Origin of the sequence: Rothia nasimurium, from assembly GCF_049068285.1 — a bacterium.
Lineage (GTDB): Bacteria > Actinomycetota > Actinomycetes > Actinomycetales > Micrococcaceae > Rothia > Rothia nasimurium_I.
Genome location: NZ_JBLKPV010000004.1, coordinates 186,841 through 209,913 on the forward strand (window position 1 = coordinate 186,841; position 23,073 = coordinate 209,913).

General features: G+C 61.8%; 19 protein-coding genes. 7 read left to right on the forward strand and 12 right to left on the reverse strand.

The genetic code is table 11. The features are described 5' to 3' along the window. Complete coding sequence (locus tag ACMXX3_RS05470) at positions 1-1,497, reverse strand: CoA-acylating methylmalonate-semialdehyde dehydrogenase (RefSeq protein ID WP_421083736.1); 1,497 nt, start codon at positions 1,495-1,497, stop codon at positions 1-3. 318 nt (positions 1,498-1,815) lie between these two features. Here ACMXX3_RS05470 and paaA point away from each other — a divergent pair, with 318 nt between their 5' ends. The 6 genes from paaA (at position 1,816) to ACMXX3_RS05500 (ending at position 6,570) form a co-directional block, all read left to right on the forward strand. Beyond that, positions 1,816-2,820 (forward strand): 1,2-phenylacetyl-CoA epoxidase subunit PaaA, encoded by a 1,005-nt coding sequence (paaA, locus tag ACMXX3_RS05475; protein WP_421083737.1) that lies wholly within the window; start codon positions 1,816-1,818, stop codon positions 2,818-2,820. 2 nt (positions 2,821-2,822) lie between these two features. After that, on the forward strand, positions 2,823-3,134 hold the full coding sequence (gene paaB, locus ACMXX3_RS05480) for a 1,2-phenylacetyl-CoA epoxidase subunit PaaB (protein ID WP_421083738.1): 312 nt from the start codon (positions 2,823-2,825) through the stop codon (positions 3,132-3,134). Beyond that, positions 3,131-3,958 carry a 1,2-phenylacetyl-CoA epoxidase subunit PaaC gene (gene paaC, locus ACMXX3_RS05485; RefSeq protein WP_421083739.1) on the forward strand — a complete coding sequence of 276 codons (828 nt, stop codon included), beginning with the start codon at positions 3,131-3,133 and terminating at the stop codon, positions 3,956-3,958. Before paaB ends, paaC begins: the two co-directional genes overlap by 4 nt. A gap of 200 nt (positions 3,959-4,158) precedes the next feature. Beyond that, on the forward strand, positions 4,159-4,620 hold the full coding sequence (gene paaD / locus ACMXX3_RS05490; protein ID WP_421083769.1) for a 1,2-phenylacetyl-CoA epoxidase subunit PaaD: 462 nt from the start codon (positions 4,159-4,161) through the stop codon (positions 4,618-4,620). 17 nt (positions 4,621-4,637) lie between these two features. Further along, entirely contained in the window at positions 4,638-5,789 is a 1,152-nt protein-coding gene (gene paaE / locus ACMXX3_RS05495; protein WP_421083740.1) for a 1,2-phenylacetyl-CoA epoxidase subunit PaaE, read from the forward strand. 10 nt (positions 5,790-5,799) lie between these two features. Continuing rightward, a complete protein-coding gene (locus tag ACMXX3_RS05500; protein WP_421083741.1) occupies positions 5,800-6,570 on the forward strand; it encodes an enoyl-CoA hydratase/isomerase family protein in 771 nt (256 codons plus the stop codon). 131 nt (positions 6,571-6,701) lie between these two features. Here the strand turns inward: ACMXX3_RS05500 and ACMXX3_RS05505 are convergent, their stop codons facing one another. From ACMXX3_RS05505 to ACMXX3_RS05535, 7 genes are all read right to left on the reverse strand, one after another. Beyond that, positions 6,702-7,235 carry a hypothetical protein gene (locus tag ACMXX3_RS05505; RefSeq protein WP_421083742.1) on the reverse strand — a complete coding sequence of 178 codons (534 nt, stop codon included), beginning with the start codon at positions 7,233-7,235 and terminating at the stop codon, positions 6,702-6,704. A gap of 436 nt (positions 7,236-7,671) precedes the next feature. Then, positions 7,672-8,478 carry an HpcH/HpaI aldolase family protein gene (locus ACMXX3_RS05510; RefSeq protein WP_421083743.1) on the reverse strand — a complete coding sequence of 269 codons (807 nt, stop codon included), beginning with the start codon at positions 8,476-8,478 and terminating at the stop codon, positions 7,672-7,674. Beyond that, entirely contained in the window at positions 8,463-9,248 is a 786-nt protein-coding gene (gene hpaH / locus ACMXX3_RS05515; RefSeq protein ID WP_421083744.1) for a 2-oxo-hept-4-ene-1,7-dioate hydratase, read from the reverse strand. The genes ACMXX3_RS05510 and hpaH overlap by 16 nt, the downstream gene beginning before the upstream one ends. Positions 9,249-9,256: 8 nt before the next feature. Continuing rightward, a complete protein-coding gene (gene hpaD, locus ACMXX3_RS05520) occupies positions 9,257-10,363 on the reverse strand; it encodes a 3,4-dihydroxyphenylacetate 2,3-dioxygenase (protein WP_421083745.1) in 1,107 nt (368 codons plus the stop codon). A 78-nt stretch (positions 10,364-10,441) separates the two neighbouring features. Then, positions 10,442-11,947: a 5-carboxymethyl-2-hydroxymuconate semialdehyde dehydrogenase gene (gene hpaE / locus ACMXX3_RS05525; protein ID WP_421083746.1), complete on the reverse strand. Its 1,506-nt coding sequence runs from the start codon at positions 11,945-11,947 to the stop codon at positions 10,442-10,444. Positions 11,948-11,981: 34 nt separating this feature from the next. Further along, positions 11,982-12,704: a GntR family transcriptional regulator gene (locus tag ACMXX3_RS05530; RefSeq protein WP_421083747.1), complete on the reverse strand. Its 723-nt coding sequence runs from the start codon at positions 12,702-12,704 to the stop codon at positions 11,982-11,984. Positions 12,705-12,722: 18 nt separating this feature from the next. Next, the gene (locus ACMXX3_RS05535) at positions 12,723-14,213 is read right to left on the reverse strand and encodes a fumarylacetoacetate hydrolase family protein (RefSeq protein WP_237189444.1); all 1,491 of its coding nucleotides are present in this window, start codon (positions 14,211-14,213) and stop codon (positions 12,723-12,725) included. A gap of 290 nt (positions 14,214-14,503) precedes the next feature. Between ACMXX3_RS05535 and ACMXX3_RS05540 the strand changes: the two genes are divergently transcribed. Continuing rightward, positions 14,504-16,399 carry an FAD-binding monooxygenase gene (locus ACMXX3_RS05540; protein WP_421083748.1) on the forward strand — a complete coding sequence of 632 codons (1,896 nt, stop codon included), beginning with the start codon at positions 14,504-14,506 and terminating at the stop codon, positions 16,397-16,399. A 79-nt stretch (positions 16,400-16,478) separates the two neighbouring features. Here ACMXX3_RS05540 and ACMXX3_RS05545 read toward each other — a convergent pair whose 3' ends face one another. The 4 genes from ACMXX3_RS05545 to ACMXX3_RS05560 all read right to left on the reverse strand — a co-directional run bounded on the left by ACMXX3_RS05545 (position 16,479) and on the right by ACMXX3_RS05560 (position 23,033). Continuing rightward, positions 16,479-16,874, reverse strand: a complete 396-nt coding sequence (locus ACMXX3_RS05545) for a hypothetical protein (protein ID WP_421083749.1) — start codon at positions 16,872-16,874, stop codon at positions 16,479-16,481. Between the two features lie 2,237 nt (positions 16,875-19,111). Then, complete coding sequence (locus ACMXX3_RS05550) at positions 19,112-19,720, reverse strand: hypothetical protein (RefSeq protein WP_421083750.1); 609 nt, start codon at positions 19,718-19,720, stop codon at positions 19,112-19,114. 69 nt (positions 19,721-19,789) lie between these two features. Further along, positions 19,790-21,346 (reverse strand): PLP-dependent aminotransferase family protein, encoded by a 1,557-nt coding sequence (locus tag ACMXX3_RS05555; protein WP_421083751.1) that lies wholly within the window; start codon positions 21,344-21,346, stop codon positions 19,790-19,792. 232 nt (positions 21,347-21,578) lie between these two features. Continuing rightward, entirely contained in the window at positions 21,579-23,033 is a 1,455-nt protein-coding gene (locus ACMXX3_RS05560; protein ID WP_421083752.1) for a glycoside hydrolase family 16 protein, read from the reverse strand. Between the last annotated feature and the right edge of the window lie 40 nt (positions 23,034-23,073).

Here is a 23,073-nt window from a genome sequence, read left to right on the forward strand (position 1 = left end):
CTAGTTGCCGGTGGGCATGACGAAGCTGGCGCCTTCCTTAATGCCGGAGGGCCAGCGGCTGGTGACGGTCTTGGTCTTGGTGTAGAAGCGGAAGGCGTCGGGGCCGTGCTGGTTGAGGTCGCCGAAGCCGGAGGCCTTCCAGCCGCCGAAGGTGTAGTAGGCGATCGGCACGGGGATCGGTACGTTCACACCGACCATGCCGACGTCGACGCGGCGGGCGAATTCGCGGGCGGTGTCGCCGTCGCGGGTGTAGATGGCTACGCCGTTGCCGAACTCGTGGTTGGTGGGCAGGGCCAGGGCTTCTTCGAAGCTTTCGGTGCGGACGACGCAGAGGACGGGCCCGAAGATTTCTTCGCGGTAGATGGACATGTCGGTGGTGACCTCATCGAAGAGGGTAGCGCCAACGTAGTAGCCGCCCTCGTGGCCTTCGACCTTGACGCCGCGGCCGTCCACCAGGAGCTTGGCCCCTTCCTTCTCACCGGCGGCGATGTAGCCTTCGATGCGTTCGAGGGCGCTGGCGGCGACGACGGGGCCGAAGTCAGCCTCGGGGTCAAGGGCGTGGCCGACCTTGAGGGTCTTGGTGCGTTCGACCAGCTTTGCAACCAGGGCGTCGGCGGTGGCCTGGCCGACGGGTACGGCAACCGAGATGGCCATGCAGCGCTCACCGGCGGAGCCGTAGGCAGCGCCGATGAGGGCGTCGGCGGCCTGGTCGAGGTCGGCGTCGGGCATGATGATCAGGTGGTTCTTGGCGCCACCGAAGCACTGGGCACGCTTGCCGGTGCGGGCGGCGTGCTCGTAGATGCTCTGGGCAATGGGGGTGGAGCCTACGAAGCCGACGGCCTTAACGCGGGGGTCATCGAGCAGGGTGTCGACGGCTTCCTTATCGCCGTTGACGACGTTGAAGATGCCGTCGGGCAGGCCGGCCTCGGTCCAAAGCTCTGCCAGGCGCAGGGGGACGGAGGGGTCGCGTTCTGAGGGCTTGAGGACGAAGGCGTTACCGGCAGCAATGGCGGGGCCACTCTTCCAGAGGGGGATCATGGCCGGGAAGTTGAAGGGGGTGATACCGGCGACGACGCCCAGGGGCTGGCGCATGGAGTAAACGTCAATACCGGTGCCGACGGCGTCGGAATATTCGCCCTTGAGCAGGTGGGGGGCGGCGGTGGCGAATTCGACGACGTCGAGGCCGCGCTGGATGTCGCCGTGGGCGTCGGCTACGGTCTTACCGTGTTCGAGGGAGAGCATTTCTGCCAGCTCGTCGGCGTGCTGGTTGACCAGGTCAACGAAGCGGTGCAGGATTCGGGCCCGCTTCTGGGCGTTGGTGGCTGCCCACTTAACCTGGGCTTCTGCCGCATTGGCGATAACCTCGCGGACTTCGTCGGCGGACGCCAGGGGCACCTGGGCCTGAACCTCGCCGGTGCTGGGGTTGTAGACGTCGGCGAAGCGACCTGAGGTTCCTTCGCGGTGGGCGCCGCCGACGTAGTGGGTGAGCTGCTTCATCCTTGAAGCTCCTTTCAGTGGGTGGGAGCACATGTTGCTGTGCATCAGCTCACACGATACATAAAAAGGGGGTGAGTTCCTAGAGTCACCCGAGATATTACGCGGGGCAGGTTTGACACCTCTCCCCCAACTTCCCGCCTCGACATGTACCCACCCTGGTGGGGTGCCACATCTTCAAGAAAGAGGAGCTGGCAACACACGCAACGTGTGACGCCCCACATTCTTGACCGCACCCCCGTCCGCAATATATTCTGAACGAACGGTCAGTAATTATTTGAGACTAGGGAACCACACCCCCTCACCCGCAAGGAGCCCCTCATGACTTCAACGACGAAGAGCCAAGGCCTCACCGCCCTAGCGGACGTCGCGCCCGCCGACACCACCGCCGAGCAGGCCTACTTCGACCAACTCATTGCCGACGACTCCCGTGTCGAGCCCCGCGACTGGATGCCCGAAAAGTACCGCAAAACCCTCACCCGCCAGGTCTCCCAGCACGCCCACTCTGAAATCATCGGCATGCAGCCCGAAGCCAACTGGATTACCCGCGCCCCCTCCCTCAAGCGCAAGGCTATTCTCATGGCCAAGGTGCAGGACGAAGCCGGCCACGGCCTCTACCTCTACTCCGCCGCCGAAACCCTGGGCACCCCGCGTCATATTCTCAACGAGCAGCTCCTAGACGGCCGCGCCAAGTACTCCTCCATCTTCAACTACCCCGCCCGCACCTGGGCAGACATGGGTGCTATCGGCTGGCTGGTTGACGGGGCTGCCATTTGCAACCAGGTCCCCCTCTGCCGCGCCTCCTACGGCCCCTACGGCCGCGCCATGGTTCGTATCTGCAAGGAAGAATCCTTCCACCAGCGCCAGGGCTGGGAGATCCTCTACGAACTCTCCCACGGCACACCCGCCCAGAAGAAGATGGCCCAGGACGCCGTCAACCGTTTCTACGGCCCCGCCCTGCAAATGTTCGGCCCGCCGGACGCCGACTCCCCCAACTCCCAGCAGTCCATGGCCTGGAACATCAAGCGCTTCTCCAACGACGAGCTGCGCCAGCGCTTCATCGACATGCTGGTCCCCCAGGCAGAAGCCCTCGGCCTTACCCTGCCCGACCCCGACCTCAAATGGAACGAAGAACGCGGCCACTACGACTACGGCCCGCTGGACTGGGACGAGTTCAACTCCGTCATCTCAGGCCAGGGTCCCTGCAACGTCCAGCGCATGCAGCGCCGCCGCGCCGCCCACGAAGAAGGCGCCTGGGTACGCGAAGCAGCAGCCGCCTACGCCCGTAAAACCGCTGAACAGCACTCCGAACTGCTAGGAGCCTAACCATGACCGACAAGATCACACACCTGCCCGAATCCAACGAATGGCCCCTCTGGGAGGTCTTCGTCCGGTCCTCCCGCGGCCTCTCCCACGTCCACGCGGGATCCCTCCACGCCCCCGACGCCACCATGGCCCTGCGCAACGCCCGCGACCTCTACACCCGCCGCAACGAAGGAACCAGCGTCTGGGTCGTCCCCGCCGAAGCAATCCTGGCCTCCGACCCAGACTCCAAGGGCGGCTTCTTTGAATCCTCCCAGGGCAAGAGCTACCGCCACGCCACCTACTACACCAAGAGCGAAGGGGTGAAGCACCTATGAGTTACGCCTCCTTCGAATCAGCCACCCGCCACAGCGAAGGCGAATCCATCATCGCTGAAGACATCGCCGCCTCCGGCGTCAAGGCCAGCGAAGAAGTCGCCCGCTACGCCCTGGCCCTGGGCGACGACGCCCTCATGCTCGGCCAGCGCCTATCCCACTGGATCTCCCGCGCCCCCGAACTCGAAGAAGACATCGCCCTGGGCAACATCGCCCTCGACCTGATCGGCCACGCCCGCTTCTTCCTCACCTACGCGGGCACCGCCTGGGGCAAGACCGAGGACGACCTGGCCTACTTCCGCGACGAAGAAGAGTTCCGCTCAGCCCGCCTGCCCGAACAGGAAAATGGGGATTTCGGGCAGACTATCGCCCGCCAGCTTATCTTCAGCTACTACCAGCATGAGCTCTACTCAGCCCTGGTGAAGTCTGAAGACCCCACCCTGGCAGCGATTGCCGCCAAAGCCCTCAAAGAAGTCGCCTACCACCAGGACCACGCCACCGCCTGGACCCTGCGCCTGGGTATCGGCACCGAAGAATCTAACCGCCGTATGCAAGAAGGCCTCTACTACATGTGGCCCTACATCGACGAACTCTTCTACGACTTCGACGACGCAGCCGCCCTGCCCGGTATCGCCGTGCTCCCCTCCACCCTGCGCGAGAACTTCGACAGGCGCCTGACCGCCACCATCGAAGAAGCCCAGCTGCAGGTACCCGATGTGCCCCAGGCCCGCGGCGGCGACCGCTCCGGCGTCATGAGCGAGGCCCGCGGCCACATCCTGGCAGAAATGCAGGTCCTGGCCCGCGCCCACCCCGGCGCCACCTGGTAAAACCGGACCAGCAGCGTCCTTCCCCCACACCACCCACCCACAGGAGGCACCCCGTGACCTCACCGGCCCCCAAGGTCAGCAGCGAAGAAGCTAGCGCAGGCGTCGACTTCAGCTTCGGCTTCGACACCGACTCAGGCTACACAGCCCCCGCCCTCGAAACCGACAGCAGCGTCCCCGCCCCCGAAGGCTCCGACCCCACCCTGTGGAACCTGGCCGCCCGCGTAGCCGACCCCGAAATCCCAGTTCTCTCCATCGCAGACCTCGGGATTCTACGGGCCACCCGCTACGAGGGCGACCAGCCGGTGGTCGTCATCACCCCCACCTACTCCGGCTGCCCGGCTATGGACGCCATCACCACCACCATCCGCCAGGTCTTCACCGCCCACGGGGCACCGACGCCCCGCGTTGAAACCGTCCTCACCCCCGCCTGGAGCACCGACTGGATGAGTGAAGCAGGCAAAAAACGCCTGGCCGACTACGGAATCGCCCCTCCCACCGGCACCGCCGCCGCGGGCCCCGTCCGCCTGGGACTTGCCGTCAAATGCCCCCGCTGCCACTCCCTAGCCACCCGCGAACTCACCCGCTTCGGCTCCACCTCCTGCAAGGCGCTCTACCAGTGCGAATCCTGCTCAGAGCCCTTCGACTACTTCAAAATCCACTAGCACAAACGAGAAAAGTCATGACTGAAACCAGCACCCGCCGCCGGGCCACCTTCAACACCCTCACCGTCTCCGGCGTCCGCAAACTCACCCAAGACTCCGTTGAAGTCACCTTCGCTGTGCCCGACGAACTCGTCGCCGACTACGACTACCTCCCCGGCCAGTATGTGGCCCTCCGCGCCCAGATTGACGGGCAGGAAGTCCGCCGCTCCTACTCCATCTGCGCCGAACCCACCCCCGGCGAAATCCGCGTGGCCATCAAGCGCGACTTCGGCGGCCTCTTCTCCAACTGGGCCAACGACACCCTCGAACCCGGCTACCAGATCGACGTCATGAACCCCCAGGGTGCCTTCGTCTCCAAGAGCACCATCACCAGCCTCAACGACCCCGACAAAATCGCTGAGGACGCCGCCGCTGCAGGGGGTGAGCACATGGTCGCCTTCGCTGCCGGCTCGGGTATCACCCCCATCATCGCCATCGCCCGCACCGTGCTTAAGGCCAGCCCCACCAGCACCTTTGACCTGGTCTACGCTAACAAGTCCGCCATGGACGTCATGTTCGCCGAAGAAATCGGCGACCTCAAGGACCGTTACCCCACCCGCTTCGCCGTCCACCATGTGCTCTCGCGTGAACAGCGGATCAACCCACTCATGAGCGGCCGCATTGACGATGAAAAACTCAATGCCATCTTGGACCATGTGATTCAGGTGGATAAGGCCGACGAATGGTTCCTCTGCGGCCCCTTCGAACTGGTACAGCTCTGCCGCGACACCCTGGCCGAACGTGGCGTCCGCGAGGACGACGTCCGCTTCGAACTCTTCACCACCGGCAAGCCCGAAACCCCCGCCGGTCAGCAGGGCCGGGCCGTCGAAGCCGACCCGTCCGGGGCCAACTACGCTATCTCTTTCAACCTGGACGGCACCTCCTCCTCCGTTGAATCCCCCATCTCCGCCAACGAGACCATTCTCAACGCCGCCCTGCGCGTACGCGCCGACGTGCCCTTCGCCTGCGCCGGTGGCGTCTGCGGAACCTGCCGCGCCAAGGTGGTTTCGGGCGACGTCAAAATGGAGGAAAACTACGCCCTGGAAAAGGACGAGGTCGAGGCAGGCTACATTCTCACCTGCCAGACCCGCCCCTGCTCCGACGCCGTAACCGTGGACTTCGACGCCTAGGAGATCCTGAATGATTGATGTGACCATTGATGGCGCTGTCGCCGAGGTGGTGCTGAACGCCCCCGAAAAGATGAACGCCGTCAACGAGGCCGCCCTAGCCGAGCTCTCTGCCGCCTACGACGAGGCAGCTGCAGCAGGCGTCCGTGCCCTGCTTCTGCGCGGGGAAGGACGAGGTTTTTGTGCCGGGCGGGATATTGCCGGGCTGGTGCCTGCCGAGGACGACGCCTACGGCTACCTGGCCGACAAGGTGACCCCACTTTTGAAGAAGATGAGCACCTTCCCCGCCCCGACCTTTGCGGCGGTGCAGGGCGCCTGCCTGGGGGTGGGACTGGGGCTGGCCATTGCTACGGACGTGGTCTATGTGGCTGAGAACGCCAAGATCGGCTCCCCCTTTGCCAACCTGGGGGCCACTTTAGACTCTGGCGGGCACGCCCTCTTCGTAGAGCGGCTGGGTGCCCACCGGGCTCTGGACCTGATTTATACGGCTGACCTGATCTCTGGGGCTGAGGCGGTGGCTGCCGGGCTCTTTAGCCGGGCTGTTCCTGCCGAGGAGCTACTGGACTTTACCCGCGAGAAGGTGGCCAGGGTGGCAGCCGGGGCGACCGGGGCTTTTGTAGCTTCGAAGCAGCTGGTGGCCCAGGTGCGCGACGCCCGGGTCGGCCTCTGGGAGTCTGTTGAAGCTGAGAACAAGGCCCAGGGCGACCTGTGCTCCTCTGAGGACTACGCCGAGGGTTTCGCCGCTTTCACAGAGAAGCGGACGCCGGTGTTTCGGGGTAAGTAGATAGGCACCCTGAGCGCGAAGAGCGCAAACTGCGGGGTTTCCTTCGAACTGCGGTTCTTCCTACCGCATCTCGAAGGAAACCCCGCAGTTCGTGTGTCTGGGGGTGGCACCGGGGGCGGCGTCCTGAACCCCTAGGAGACTTCGAAAATCCAGGCCACGACATTGGTCATGCCCTGATCCTCATAGCCGGGTGGAGTATGGAACTGGTAAGTCATGGTCACGACCAGCGGATCCTGGCCTACCAGATGATGTTCTAGCAGGTACCCCTCAGCGGTGGCTCGCAGGAGGTCCGGGGTGACCTCAATAACCTGGTCAGGATCCCCATCAAGGTCAACCTCGCTCACTGAACCACGGAAGATATTGATCTCAGCAAATACAGGCTCAACAGTAGAGATAACCCTTACCGTGCGAGGCGCACCGACTGCGCCCAGCACCGGAATGAGGTGAGGGTCCTGCACAAGTTCTTTAGTTTCACTCAGGCTAGCTGAATGCCACTCGTAATAGAAAGGCTCAACGGGGGCACCATTGACCTTGAGGACGGGTAGGTCCTCTTGGAACTCTTCAATAGCTAGGAGAGGTGCTTCGCTATCACCGCCAACTCCACGACTGCACGACAGCAGGACCAGCAGGGGCAGGGCCGCCAGGAAGCCAAAAGTTTTACGCATTACAATCAAACCTTATTTCTATATCACTTGACGTACGCTGAATATAGGTTTTCCCTCGATACACAACCCTATGGACGTGAAGTTTTTAAACGTACCGTTAACCACGGCAATAATGTTCCTGTAAAGGTTGACGTCCGTGGGAAGTCTTCGGTGCACGTTGTTGCCACAGCTACCCGCAAGATTAACACTTCAAGCTACAACGGGTGGGGTCTCCTCGTTATGGGTAACGCCGCTTTTGATCGTGAATAGTAAGAAGGTGTGTTCAGGGTGAACATCAAACCAAGTAGTTGCTAGCTACTTGTGAAATGTGAAACCCTATCAGCTCTATAAAATGCGGGGTTTCTTTCGAACTGCGGTTCTTCCTACCGCATCTCGAAGGAAAGCCCGCATTTCGTGTGTCTGGGGGCACCGGGGGGCAGGACGCGGGGGCGCGGCCCTAGTAGCCCACATCAGTGGAGCCGGGGGCGGCGTCCTGAATGAAGCGGGCAGCCAGCTTCTTCGACTCCAGGGCCAGCAGCTGAACGTCAGCAGCCACCAGAATAAAATCAGCGCCGGCAGCTAAGTAGTCCTCAGCCTGCACCGGGTCAAAGGCATTCACGCCCACCTTCACTCCGGCGGCACGGGCTACCGCGATAACCCGCTTCACAGCGTCCACCACCTGCGGGTGGTTCTGCTGGCCCAGCAACCCCATAGAGGCCGCCAAATCTGAAGGACCGACAAAAACCCCAGCCAGGCCGTCCACCGCACAAATCTCCTCAGCATTAGCTACAGCCACCGCAGACTCAATCTGCACAAAAAGCGAAATATATTTCTCAGCATCGGTCAGGTAACCGGGCACCCCACCCCAGCGGGCTGAGCGGGACAGGGCAGAGCCCACCCCGCGCACCCCCGCCGGAGGGTAACGGGTAGCAGCCACCGCGTCCCGAGCCATTTGGGCAGTATCGACCATGGGAATGAGCAGGTTCTGGGCACCGGCGTCCAAGAACTGCTTGATAGCAACCACATCCAGGGAGGGCAGGCGCACCATGGTCTGCACCGGGTAGGCGGCCGTGACCTGCAGAAGCTGCTGCACAGTCTCCAGGCTGACAACCCCGTGCTCACCGTCAATGAGCAGCCAGTCCAGGCCGGAACCCGCGCAGATTTCAGCGGCCACCGGCGAACCCGAGCAAACCCACATGCCCGCCGCCGGGCGGCCCAGGGTCTGTAGGTGCTGGCCAAAGGGAGGGTCTAGACGAAGCGACACGTTACCGCCCCCAAGTCCCCGTAATCGGCGTGGACGGTATCGCCCGGGTGAACCCACATGGGCTTGGTGAAAGACCCGGCCAAAATAATCTCACCGGCTTTCAAAGAATCCCCGTGGGCAGCCAGCTTGTTGGCCAGCCAGGCAACACCGTTAGCCGGGTGGTTGAGGACGGCGGCAGCCACTCCGGTGTCTTCAATCTGCTCATTGCGGTAGAGCAGGGCTGAGACCCAGCGCAGGTCGATAGAGGCCGGGTCCAACGGGTTGCCTCCGTAGACCATGGCACCTAGGGCTGCGTTGTCACTGATGGTATCGACGATAGTGCGGCCCTCCATCTCAATGCGGGAGCTGAGAATCTCTAGGGCCGGAACCACATATTCGGTAGCCCGCAGAACATCAAAGATGGTGGTATTCGGCCCGGTCAGGTCGTCCTTGAGGACGAAGGCCAGCTCAACCTCAATACGCACGTTGGAGTACTGGGCGTGCTCAATGACCGAGCCGTTTTCGTAGACCTGGTCGGCGAAGATTGCCCCGTAATCGGGTTCGGTGATGCCGGTGGCCTCTTGCATGACCTTGGAGGTCAGCCCGATTTTACGGCCGATCAGGCGGCGACCGGCGGCCTCACCCCGAGCCCGCCACATGTTTTGTACCGCGTAGGAGTCTTCGACGGTCATGTCGGGGTAGGTGGCGGTCAGGCGCGGAATCATGGTGCGCTTGGCCTCGGCCTCGGCCAGGTCATCGGCAATTTTGGTGAGCTGTTCTTGAGTGAGCATGGAACCCCCTACAGCTGGTGGCCCAGCTTGTATTCGCCCTTCTTCCAGTCGGGCATGTCTTCTTCGCCTGCGCGGGTGTAGGAGAAGCCGTCGGCGCCGATGGTTTGTTCCATTTCGGAGTCATCGGTGCGCTCTACCAGGGGTACCAGGTTGCCGTCGAGGTCGAGGACGCGGGAGGCGTCGGTGTACCAGGAGGGGACGACGGGGGTGCCCCACCAGTCGCGGCGCTGGTTGTCGTGGACGTCCCAGGTGACGCGGGGGTTGTCGGGGTCGCCGGTGTAGTAGTCCTGGGTGTAGATCTCGACGCGGTGGCCGTCGGGGTCGCGCAGGTAGAGGTAGTAGGCGTTGGAGACGCCGTGGCGGCCGGGGCCGCGTTCGATGTGGTCAGAAAGACGCAGGGCGCCGAGCTTGTCGCAGATGGCGATGATGTTGTGCTTTTCGTGGGTGGCGAAGGCGACGTGGTGCATACGGGGGCCGTCGCCACCGGTCATGGCGGTGTCATGGACGGTGGGCTTGCGGCGCATCCAGGCGGCGTAGGAGGTGCCAGCTTCGTCCTGGATGTCTTCGGTGACGCGGAAGCCCAGGTCTTCCATGTATTCAATAGCCTTGGGGACGTCGGGGGTGACCTGGTTGAAGTGGTCAAGGCGGACGAGGGCGCCGGGGGTGTGGAGTTCGTAGCGCCAGGCCAGGCGTTCGACGTGCTCCACCTCGTAGAAGAATTCGTAGGGGAAGCCGAGGGGGTCGAGCACTCGCACGGAGTCGCCGAGGCCCTTGACGAAGCCGTCCTTCTTGCGGCGCACCTCACAGTCGCGGGCGGTGTAGAACTTTTCTGCCTTATCGAGGTCTTCGGGGGTGCGGACACGGTAGGAGAAGGCGGCCACAGCGGGGGTATCGCCCTTGCGCAGAATCAGGTTGTGGTGGATGAATTCTTCCAGGGAGCGCAGGTAGATGGTGTTGTCGTCTTCTTCAGTAACAACAAGGCCGAGCACATCGACGTAGAAGTTACGGGAGCGTTCGAGGTCGGTGACGACCAGTTCCATGGAGGCGCAGCGGACGATGTCGGGGGCGTTTTCGTCGGGCACGATGACGGGGTAGTCGACAAAGGTAGGTGACATGGGTTTTTGCTTTCTTAGGTGGGGCGGACGCCGGGCGGCTACGGTGCGCACCCGGCGGCCGCGGAGGTGGGGTGGGTGTTAGTCGGCCTTGCCGAAGACGGGGTTGTGGACTTCGCCGAGGTTGATGTGGACGGCCTGCTGGTCGGTGTAGAAGTCGATGGAGCGGTAGCCGCCTTCGTGGCCCAGGCCGGAGGCTTTGACGCCGCCGAAGGGGGTACGCAGGTCACGGACGTTGTTGGAGTTGAGCCAGACCATACCTGCTTCAACGGCCTGGGAGAAGTTGTGGGCGCGTTGCAGGTTGGAGGTCCAGATGTAGGCGGCCAGGCCGTACTTGGTGTTATTGGCCAGTTCCAGGGCCTCTTCGTCGGTGTCGAAGGGGGTGATGGCGACGACGGGGCCGAAGATTTCTTCCTGGAAAATGCGGGCGTTGGGGGCGACGTCGGCGAATACGGTGGGGAGGACGAAGTTGCCTTCGGGGAAGTCGGCGGGGCGTTCGCCGCCTGCAACCAGGCGGGCCTCGGACTTGCCGATTTCTACATAGGACATGACCTTTTCGTAGTGTTCGGGGTGGACGAGGGCGCCGACTTCGGTGGCGGGGTCTGAGGGCAGACCAACCTTGACGCGTTTGGCCTGGGCTGCGTAGCGTTCAACGAATTCGTCGTAGATGCTGCGCTGGACCAGGATGCGGGAGCCTGCGGTGCAGCGTTCGCCGTTGAGGGAGAAGACACCGAAGATGGTGGCGTTGATGGCGGTTTCGAGGTCGGCGTCTTCGAAGACAACGGCCGGGGACTTGCCGCCCAGTTCCATGGAGAGGCCCTTGAGGTAGGGGGCGGCGTTGGCGAAGATGATTTGCCCGGTCTTAGATTCACCGGTGAAGGAGATGAGGGGGACCTCGGGGTGCTGGACCAGGGCGTCACCTGCGGTTTCGCCGAAGCCGTTGACCAGGTTGAAGACGCCAGCAGGTAGGCCTGCCTCTTCGAAGATTCCGGCCCAGAGGGAGGCGGAGAGGGGGGTGAATTCGGCGGGCTTAAGGACGACGGTGTTGCCGGTTGCCAAGGCCGGAGCCAGCTTCCAGGACTCCAGCATGAAGGGGGTGTTCCAGGGGGTGATCAGGCCGGCTACGCCAATGGGCTTGCGGTTGACGTAGTTGACCTGGCGGCCGGGGACCTTGAAGGCGTCGTCGGTCTGGGCGACGATGAGGTCGGCAAAGAAGCGGAAGTTTTCAGCGGCGCGGCGAGCCTGGCCCTTGGCCTGGGTGATGGGCAGGCCGGAGTCGAAGGATTCCATCTGGGCGAGGGCGTCCTCGCGGGATTCGACAATGTCGGCAATCTTCATGAGCACGCGGGCGCGTTCGCGGGGAAGCATACGGGGCCAGGGGCCTTCGGTGAAGGCAGTGCGGGCAGCAGCTACGGCAGCTTCAATGTCTTCCTTCTTGCCCGAGGCAGCCTGGATATAGGGCTGGTTGGTGACGGGATCGAGCACGTCGAAGGTTTCACCGTCGATGGAGTCGACGAACTGGCCGTTGATGTAGTGCTGGATGCGCTCGGGGAGGCCGGCGGGCTTGGCGGGTGCGGGGGTGCTCATGGATGAAACTCCTTCGTTTGTACGAGCTGGTGGTCTAGGGGCTTGTGAGTTGGGGTTCTTTGCTGGTGAGGTAGCTGGCCAGGGTTGCCTTGCGGTGGTCGCGGGCAGCCCGTTCGATGTCGTTCTCGCTGGCTCCACTTTCGATAAGCCGGATGATTTCAGCGTGTTCGGCAACCGATTGGGCGGCGCGGGCGGGGATAAAGGAGAAGGTTGATTCTCGCAGGTTTCCCAGGCGGCTCCATTCGGCTTCGACCAGTTCCAGAAGCCTGTCGTTGGGGCAGGCTGAGCAGAGTTTCTGGTGGAAGCGGTGGTTGATCTCGGTGAAGGCTTTGGGGTCGAAGTCTTCGAGGAGGGCTTCGAGTTGGGCGTTGAGGTCCTTTGCTTCTTGGAGGTCTTGGGCGGTGAGGTAGGGGGCAGATTTTGAGGTGGCTGCCCCTTCCAGTAGCCCCAGGCACTGCATACTGTGGGTGTAGGCTGATTCGTCGACCATGGCCACCTTGGCGCCGATATTGCGTTCGAAGGTTGCCAGCCCTTCGGCTTCAAGACGGCGGATTGCCTCCCGCACGGGAACTACTGACATGTCGAGGTCGGTAGCCAGGGTTGAGAGGGTGAGACGGTGCCCGGGGGCCAGCTCGTGGGAGACGATTCTTCCGCGAATTTTCTGGTAGGCAATCTCAGCTTTAGAGAGGCCCGGAGGGGCTGCAATGTAGTCGACCTTCACGGGGGTGGCAGTGCGGGGGGTGTCGGGGGTGGTCACGGCTGGCTCCTCCAGGAGTTAGGGCTGGGTAGGTGGATTTTCAGCACGCCAGGTAGCGTACTTTTCCTTCCATTCTCCTGTAGGGGGGAAGAGCCCGTCCACCGGGTGCCCGGCGGCTACCTGCTCGGCGACCCAGGCATCCTCATGTTCTTTCTCGAAGGCTGCCTGGGCGACTTCGGCGGCGAGGGCCGGGGGGATGACGATGGCGCCGTCGTCGTCGCCGACGATGATGTCACCGGGCAGGACGGTGGCGTTACCGCAGGCCACAGCGACATCGACCTCCCAGGGGACGTGCTTGCGTCCCAGGACGGCCGGGTGGGGTCCCTGGGTGAAGACGGGCAGACCGATTTCTTTGACGGCCGCGTAGTCGCGCACCCCGCCGTCGGTAATGACGCCGGCGGCCCCGCGTCCTTTCGCCCTCAGCGCCAGGATGTCGCCCAGGGTGCCGGAGCCGGACTCCCCGCGGGCCTCAATGACGATAATCTCGCCCTCGGCGACCTCGTCAAAGCAGCGTTTTTGGGCGTTGTAGCCGCCGCCGTGGGTCTTGAAGAGGTCTTCGCGGTTGGGCACAAAGCGTAGGGTCTTGGCGGTACCGACGATTTTGGTGCCGGGCGTCTGGGGGTAGACGCCCTCAATGACGACGTTGTTGAGGCCGCGAGCGCGGAGCTGGGCGGAGAGCCCGGCGGTGGGTACGGCCTGTAGGAGACGGCGCAGGTCGTCGGTCAGGACGGGGGCCGGTTCAGCAAGCGGGGGCAGGCCGGCAGCTTCGCGGGAGCCCCAGGCCTCTTCAGTCTGTTTCTCGTCTACGGCGGGTAGGGTGCCGATGGCCTCGTCAAACCCGCCCTCACCTGCGATAACAGGGGTGACCAGGCGGCCTGATGTGGGGGCTCCGGGAGCGTCAGGGGCGTCTACCTCTACCTCCACCGTATCGCCGGGAGCAAGTACGGAAGACCCTGCCGGAGTGCCGGTCAGAATGACGTCACCGGTCTCTAGGGTCATGTGCTGGGAGAGATCAGCGACGAACTGGGAGAGGGGGAAGATCATGTTAGCTGCAGCGGTGTCGTCCTGCTGCACCAGCTCGCCGTTGACCCAGGTGCGAAGACGCAGCTGGTCTTCTGACACCGTGCGGGCGTCGATAAGGCCGGGGCCGAGGGGGGTGTAGCCGTCGCGCCCCTTAGAGCGCACGTTGGAGCCCTTGTCAGCGGGGCGGTAGTCGTAGATACCGAGGTCATTGGCGGCGGTGACATAGGCGACGTGGTTCCAGGCCTCATCGAGGGAGACACGGCGGGCCGGGGTGCCGATGACCAGGGCGATTTCCCCCTCAAAGGCGAGGAGCTCGGTGCCCTCGGGGCGTTCGACGGGGGCGCCGGAGCCTGCCAGGGAGCTGGTGGGCTTGAAGAAGTAGGAGGGCTGGGCCGGACGGCGGCCCCGCTGGGCAGCACGGGATTCGTAGGCCACATGGACGGCAATGATCTTGCCGGGCGTGACGGGAACGGGGGCGGTGGTCATTGAGCCTCCTCTTTGAGCTCGGTGGACTTCACGAGAAATCGTATATGATTGCCCCCAGCCTAGCAAGTAACCTAGGTCATATCAAGACCCACTGAAAAACCACTCGCACCAAGACGGGCGGTAACCGCACAGGGCAGCAGCCCAGGGCACACCAGGGGTGCGCCAACAAGAATCCCATCTTTTAAACCCTTGCCACCCCAAACCCATATCGTATATGATTCAAGCACAATAGGTGCTACCCATCACACTCACAGTCCGGTGCAAAGCCGCACCCGCCCAAGGAGACACCCATGCATTTCCACCACAACGGCTACGTTTCCCGTGACCCCCGAATCGAAGAAGCAGCCGGGCACGGTATCAACCGCCCAGACCAGCTCCCCGAGACAATGGACGTCCTCATCGTCGGCTCCGGCCCCGCCGGCATGATCGCCGCCGCCCAGCTCTCCCAATTCCCCACCGTCAGCACCCGAATCATCGAACGCCGGGCAGGCCGCCTCGAACTCGGCCAGGCCGACGGAATCCAGGCCCGCAGCGTCGAAACCTTCCAGGCCTTCCGCTTCGCCGAAGAAGTCATCCGCGAGGCCTACCACATCACCGAAACCAGCTTCTGGAAGCCCGACCCGGCCAACCCCGACCACATCATCCGAACCACCCGCACACCCGACGACCCCCAAAACATCAGCGAATTCCCCCACCTCATCATCAACCAGGCCCGTATTCTCGACTACTTCGCAGACTTCGCCCGCAACTCCCCCGGCAAAATCACCCCCGACTACGGCATTGAATTCGTCGGCCTAGACATTGAGGACGGGCAGGACTACCCCGTGAAAGTCACCGTCCGCCACACCACCGGCGAGCGCTACGGCGAAGAACGCACCGTTCGCGCCAAGTACGTCATCGGTTGCGACGGGGCCCGCTCCGGCGTCCGCAAGGCCATCGGCCGCACCCTCTCGGGCGACGCCGCCAACCACGCCTGGGGCGTCATGGACGTCGTCGTCAATACAGACTTCCCCGACTGGCGCATGAAGTGCGCTATCACCTCCACCAAGGGCTCCATCCTGCACATTCCCCGCGAGGGTGGCCACCTGGCCCGTGTCTACGTTGACCTGGGCGAAGTCCCCCTCGACGACAACCACGCCGTGCGCTCCACCCCCATCGAAGAAATTATCGACCGCGCCAACGCCATCTACCACCCCTATTCCATCGACGTGAAGAACGTGGCCTGGCACTCGGTCTACGAGGTGGGCCACCGCCTCACCGACCACTTTGACGACGTCGACACCTGTGATCGGGGCACCCGCACCCCCCGCGTCTTCATTACCGGCGACGCCTGCCACACCCACTCAGCCAAGGCAGGCCAGGGCATGAACGTGTCCATGCAGGACGGCTTCAACATCGCCTGGAAGCTTGGCCATGTGCTCTCAGGACGCGCCCCCGAGGCCCTGCTCGACACCTACTCCGGCGAGCGCCAGGAGATTGCCAAGAACCTGATTGACTTCGATAAAGAGTGGTCTACCCTCATGGCCACCAAGCCCGAGGACCTGCCCAGCCCCGAGTACCTTGAGGAGTTCTACGTCAAGACCGCCGAGTTCCCGGCCGGGTTCATGACCGAGTACAAGCCCTCTCTTCTGACCGGTGGCACTGAGCACCAGCACCTGGCTGAGGGCTTCCCCGTGGGTAAGCGGTTCCGCTCCGCGCGAGTCAACCGCCGTGAGAATGCTTTTGCCCGCCACCTGGGCCACGAGGCTATGGCCGATGGGCGCTACCGCCTCTATGTTTTTGCGGACGCCGCCCACCCTGCGTCCGCTGATTCTTCGGTGCGGGCCCTGAGTGACTTTTTGACCAAGGACGCCACCTCCCCCTTTGTACGCTACCGGGCTGAAGGGGAAGATTTTGACGCCCTGATTGAGCCGGTGGTGGTCTACCAGCAGAACTACACTGATTTTGAGGTGACCGATGTACCAGCAGCTTTCCGCCCGCTGGTTGGCACCTACCAGATTGAGTACTGGGAGAACATCTACTGCGCCCTACCTGACGAGGATATCTTCGAGGAGCGTAAGCTCTCCCGCGACGGCGTTGTGGTCGTCGTGCGCCCCGACCAGTACGTCGGCGCCGTCCTGCCCCTGACAGACCACGCAGCCCTAGCGGCCTACTTCGACGGGGTCCTCCGAACCCCCGAGGCCTAAGAACCTTAAGAAATAAGGCCGGGGGCAGGTACCACCACTGGTACCTGCCCCCGGCCTTTCTAGCTTTTACCGCGCGGGCCTACTGCTGGCCGTCCTGGGCAGCATTCGCCTCATCAATGCGCTGGGCCAGGCGCTCCTTCTCCTCAGCCTCACGACGCTTAGCTTCGGCCTCACGGCGGGCCTTAGCCTCCGCGTACAACTTGGCAGACGACCGGTTAATGCCGGTACCCTCACCCAAAGAAGGATCATTCGGCTTCTCCACCAAAATAAGAGTCGCACACATGACCAAGGTGACCACAAAAACAGCACCGGCAACAGTAGCCGCCAGAGCAAAATTCGGGGTGTTATTCGTTCCACCGGCACCAAACACTGAAATACCGCCAAAAGCCACCAGGGCCAGCACAAAAGCAATAATGAGCGGGCCACTCACCTGAGCCTTCAACTTACCCTGCGGGGCCTTATTCTTCTCAGTCACTAAACCAATCCTCCTGAATACAAACTACCCACCAGTTTACGGGGTCAGCCCCCAATTTGCTCAGGCACCAAGCCCACCCAGAGCTTTCTACAGCCCAGGGGGATCAATTCTCACAAGACCCTGCCTGCGCAATCGCCGTAACAAGGTAGCGACCTCCTGGCGTTCCATCCCATACTTATAGGCGACCTCAGCCGCAATCACCCCGCCGTCATGAGCCTTTTCATGAACCCATGCCCCCATTCGGACAATGCGACTCTTCGCGTCTTGATCAAATTTCTTGGGCATGGTTCAGATTTTCCTATCTATTTAGACGGAAAAAACCTGGGGCACTTCACTATCTAGTTGGTGAGACATGCCCCTACCTCCTTATGAACAAGCCTTTCAATAAGCAAGCTTGCTTTCAGCTCATCTACTTGATATTAATTAAGACGTACATCACAACGAAGTCCTGTACCTACAACCTATTGGAATGATCATGCTTTCAAAGCTGACCCGCACTCTCCTAGTCACCACAACCAGCCTAACCCTTATGGCGGGCCTGATTCCCACAGCACACGCAACGACGCAACACCCACAACCCGCTTCAGTTAGCACCAATGAAACAACGCAGCAGTCAACACCTGCCAACCTGCCCTACAGACCACTTTCGGAAATACGAGCTGAAGCCCAAGCAAAGGGGCTAGATTCTGACGCAACTGAACTTGCCATTGAACTTCAAAAAGTTGTCAACGCTTATCATAATCTGCCAAACCACCTCAAAGAATTACCCTATGATTCCCCAGCCGTTCAAGATGCTCTGCTAGCTTCCATCTCCCCCTCGTTAGCTCGGGGGTAACTACACCCAATATTGACATTGGAGCAGCTAGCGCTTATGCAAAGGCTGTTGTTACAACGCTTGTAAAGCGAGGTACAGCTATCGGAGTGGTTTGGAGTGCCATTGAAGTGATAGGTGGAGTTACCGAGTTTGCCCAAGGAATGAGCGAAATCCTCAATAACCAAGGCCAGCAGAATCTGCAAGATATAGTTACAGAAAAATGGGGCAAAGAGATGGGTTTTCTTCTTGGACGTGCCCTAGGCTACACAGCTATCGTCAACGCCTGCAAAGATCTGAGGGTATAAATGAGCAATACAGCCCGTTCGAAAGATACCCTCTGGAAACACCTTGTTCCATTGAACATTTTTGGGCTAGCACTAGGACTTTTCATCTACTTCCTACGACTCCAGTTCAACATAGACCTCTTAGTCAGAAACAGCACTGAGGACATAACCTTCTCCTGGACAGGGCTCTTTCTCTATGTAATACCCTGCGTACTAGCGCTCAATTTTTTTGGCTGGTTCGGCTATCTACAGAAGAACATCGGCAGGAACAAGGATTAGTGCTCTCCGCCATTCAACAAGGAAACCATATCATTTCACATCACATGAAACGATATGGTTTCCTTCTACGAGGCATACTTATAAGGGGGTCCGCACCCAACCCTCACCAGCTAGACAATGGCCCCACCAGGCGGCAAAAATATGAGTGTTAATCTCTATAAATAACCTCAAGCTACACCGGAAAAGACCGTCGCCACACCAGCTCACCCACCCAAAAGTAGCGATTTCCACCTCGAGCACATCGCGCCACGTACGGTTATGGATGAGCTCGTTCTTGTAAGAGCCATTGACGTTCTCGGCTAGCGCATTATCATAGGAATCCCCAACCGTTCCCGCCAATGGGGTGATACCTGCCTCGCTGAGGCGCTCGTTATGCACAATACTGACGTACTGGATTCCGTAATCACTGTGGTGGAATCAGCTCTGTTGTTTCCTTCGCACTGATGATTGCTTGGTTCGACGCCTATAGTGGTGGCACTTCTGTGCGTATGGAATCTGATAGCGCCCAGCCCACAATTTTGCGAGGAATACGTCGGTGACAAACGCGGCGCGAGTTCGGACATAAGTAATATCTGTAACCCACAGCCAATATTTCCCTCACTCCATACACGCCATAGTTCACGTCATGGACATGGCAGACCTTGGCCACCAGGTTACGGTCCCGGATGCTCCGGGCGCTGGGAATATCCGTATTTAGCGTTACGATACCTGCGCGAGGTAATGAAGCCTCCCTGGCGCTGCTGGCCTAATAAAAACAACTATTAAACAACTCCCTGCAGCCCCAAGAGCACAAAAACCGCCCACAAGGATCATTTACCCAGGTCAAGGCCGGATAAGGAAGAGAAACAACACTTCAACAACTAGGAGCGGCGGGCCTCGCCCCGCAGGGTCAAGGCCCCAACCAGCAAGAAAATACCGGCAATCAGGGCGCCGCCACCGGCCGTCCCCATAATCGCCTTATCGCCAATCTCAGACACCACCGGCAGGGCCGCTGCCGACAGGGTCACCACAGCCCCCTCCAACTGCCAGTCCCGGGCCGCCGGGTTCATACCTTGAGTCCGCATACCAGCTAACAGCTTCAGAATCCCGGTCACTCCCAGGGCGCACGAAGCAATCACAGTCAGCCAGAACTCACTCCGCGAAGCCACCAGGGCAAGCACACCACCGGCAGCCTGAATCAGGGCAACCGACATGAAAGCCTGGGCGGTAGCCCCATCCGCAGTAGCCCGACGCCAGGTCGCCGACGTTATATAGGACGCCCCCGCATAACCCAGCAGGTACAGGCCCAACATCACGGTAATAACACCCAGGGTCGGCTCCTGCCAAAAGACAGTGGTCAAACCAAAAGCCAAGAAAACCAGGGCATGAAGCAGGGTGGGACGCACCAGGGCACCGGCCAGGGCACCACCCCCCTCAAGAGGGTAAGGACGGTCAGAGGCAGAGACGGGGAACTGATCTTGAGAAGTCACCCCACCAGTCTAACCACCCCAACGGATTCAGCCCACCCTATGAAGCACCTAGGCAGCAGACGAACCCCCTCATACCCCCTGCAGAATCGACCTCAAAATCCCCAGCCCCTCATCCAGCTTGCGGTCTGGCACCCCACCAAAACCGAGGACCAGGCCGGTCAAGGGCTGGGGGTGGGCTGGCTCCGTCCCCACCCGGACGGCACCCGGGCCGGACGAGGCCGACCAGTAGGCCCCCAGGGGGGCTACCAGCACCCCGGCCTCCTCAGCCCGGGCGACCAGGGTGTCCTCCCCTGCAGGGGGAAGGGCGGGCAGGTGAACCACAGCGTGGAGCCCCCCGTCCATAGGCAGGGCCTGCACCCCCGGTAGGCCGGTCAGAGCATCAACCACCCGCTCCCGTCGGCCCCGATAGATTCGCCTCATGCGGGAGGTATGGCGGCGCAGGCCGCCCACAGCCAGGTAGGAGGTCATGGCGTCCTGCACCAGGGACGAGACAGGATTTCCCAAGTCAGCCCGCAAATCAAGCAGGTCATCCCGCAGGTGCTGGGGGGCCACCACAAACCCCAGATTCAGGCCCCCCGTCACCGTCTTCGAGAAGGACCCCAAGGTTAGAACCCGGTCCCCTCCCTCAGCGCCTCGGCCCCCCACCCGGTCGAGGGAAGCCAAAGCCGGCAGGGGGTCACCGGTGTAGCGCAATTCTGAGTCATAGTCGTCCTCAACAATGAGGGAATCGTGCTCCCGGGCCCAGGCAAGCAGTTCCAGGCGGCGGGCAGCAGACATAGAGGCCCCCAGGGGATACTGGTGGCTAGGGGCTACCAGAACAAGATCCGGACGGGCTGCCCCGGTGGGCAGGTAGGCCGGGTTCAGGCCCTGTTCGTCAACGGGCACGGGCACCAACTCATGCCCAAAGGCCAGGGGGATTCGGTGGAGGGAGGGGTAACCTGGCTCCTCAACAGCTACCCGCAGGGGCCGCGACCGCACCCGCTGGCGGAGGGCCGTAAGAATCAGGCGGAAACCGTCACGGGCACCGGCAGTCACAATCAGATCATCGGGGCTGCGGAGCACCGACCGCATCAACCGCAGGTGGTCAGCCAGTTGCACCCGCAGGGCCAAGGATCCAGCCGGCGGGTAGGCAGGCCCCGGAGTTGCAGCGGCCTCCCGCCAGGCAGCCCGCCAGGTAGCCGAGGCCACCAGGGAGGTATCTGGGGCGCCAGGCCTCAAATCGATAAGGCCTTTATGGGTCTGCGCCACGTCGCGGTGGGGGCCAGCTTGCGGGGGCAGGATAGGCTCAGGCTGCCTAGGGCTCCGGGGAAGGACGGGCCCGTCCGGGCTACGGCGGGCAGGGCTGATAGTAGCGCCGAAGGTTAGGCCCTCAGCGACGCGCGTCCCCCCGCGGGCGGTGACCAGGTAGCCCTCCCCCACCAGCTGCTCATAAGCAAAAACAACCGTTCCACGTGAAACATTAAGTCTTTCAGCCAGGGACCGGCTCGACGGAAGAAGATCACCGGCCACCAAAAAACCATCTGAAATCAGGGCCCGCACCTGCTCTGCGATCTGCGACGGCAAAGAACCCGGCGCCGACCGCACCACCCTCACCGGCAGCTCGTCCCCTCGAGAAAATCCAGCCACAAGCCCCTCCTTATCCTCGCAACCAGTAGGCCAGCTAGCCCGGGGCCTGCGGCCCTACCCCCTGATACTACCGCCTCATCCCAGGCAGCCTGCCGACACAAAAGAAGATGCCTACCGCACCCAAACAGCGGTAGACATCTTCACCCAAACATATTCAATTTTTAAACACGTGGGGCGCCGAGCTGCTGGCTCCGACGCCTCATGTGCACCAGATTCTTCCCAGGGAATCTGACTAGCCTACGTACTCCCAAACACGTACGTAGTCAACTTCGATCGCGCAGTCAGCGGTGGTGGAAGCCAGACCGCCCCAGTACGCGTTGCCTGCCTGCATGCACAGGCGGATATTGAACTTCTCGCCGACCGGCAGAGCGGCCTGGTAGCGAGGGTCGGTGGAGGACACGAAGAGGTACTCAACACCGTCGAAGAAGAACTTGATACCAGCGGGGGTCTTCTCGATAGCCCAGGTGTGGTATTCATCTGCCAGGTTCTGACCCAGAACAGGAATCAGAGCGTTCTTCTTGGCAGTATTGCCCTGCTGCTGGCCGTAGTGAACGGTGCCTTCAGAGCGGTTGGAGATGTCGATCTTCTGCTTGCCGGAGGTGTAACCGTAGGACTCAGAGATGTCGATCTCGCCCAGGAGGGAGGTCTTGTCGGGGCGCATCCAGATGCCACCCCAGGCGCCGATGTGCTCAACGGTTGAAGCAGGCTGCTTGGCGCGGTATTCCAGGCGGAAGTACTCGGAGGAGAACTTGCCGATAGTGTCGATGTAACCGGTAGCCCATTCGCGCAGCTTACCGTCCTTGTAGGTGACGGGGGTAGCCAGCTTCTTGAGCCAAATCTTGGTGGAGGAGTCACCCATGGTGACAGCTTCCTTGAGGTTTACACCGGAGTCGTAGCTCAGGTACTTCTTGTCGCGGACGTTCCACTTGGTGCCGTCAATGGCGCCGGTGTTGAAGTCGTCCTCGAAAATCATCTGGCCCCAGCCAGCGGCGGTGAGGGCACCGCGGTGCTCGCCCCAGTTATCAGCCTTAGCGGCGGTCAGCTCGATGGCGTGGGTGGCGGGTGCGGTCTTGCCTGCGTAGACGGAGGCTGCGGTGCCGACACCTGCGGGGGTGGAAGCGAGGGGGACGTTGACGTCGTCAAAAATGAGGGTCTCAGCGGCTGCGCCGGGAATCAGAACCTGGGCAACCAGGCGGGTGGCGCGGACGGAGAGGGCCAGGTCGAAGGAGAAGGTTCCGGCAGGTGCCTTGATGGTCAGGAACTTCTGGGCAACAACGGTGGTGCGGTGGTTGATGACACGTTCGATAACGATGCGCAGGCGGCCGGTGTTGGTGATTTCCAGCAGGCCAGCGTAGAAGTCGCGGCCGTTAGCGGAACGGCGGGCCAGGACGCGGGTGTAGATAGCGCCGGTTGCCGGACGGGAGGTGGTGAAAGTGGCTTCAACCAGGGCGTCGGAAGTCTTGACGCCGGAGGGGGTGAAGGAACCTGCGTTGGTGAAGGCCTGAGCGAAGGGTGAAGTGTAGTTCACGTCGGTCAGGGGCATAACGCGCAGGACGCCTGACTTGAGGTTGGCACCGTTCATGGGGGTAGCAACGGTGGCGGCCTGGGCAGCCTGGGTGGACAGCGCGGTTGCAACTGCGGTTGCTGCGGTCAGGGACAGGAAGTTGCGGCGGGATACGGAAAGCATTGTTTGGGGTTCTTTCGTGTTTCGTGTGGGTTGTCTGGGC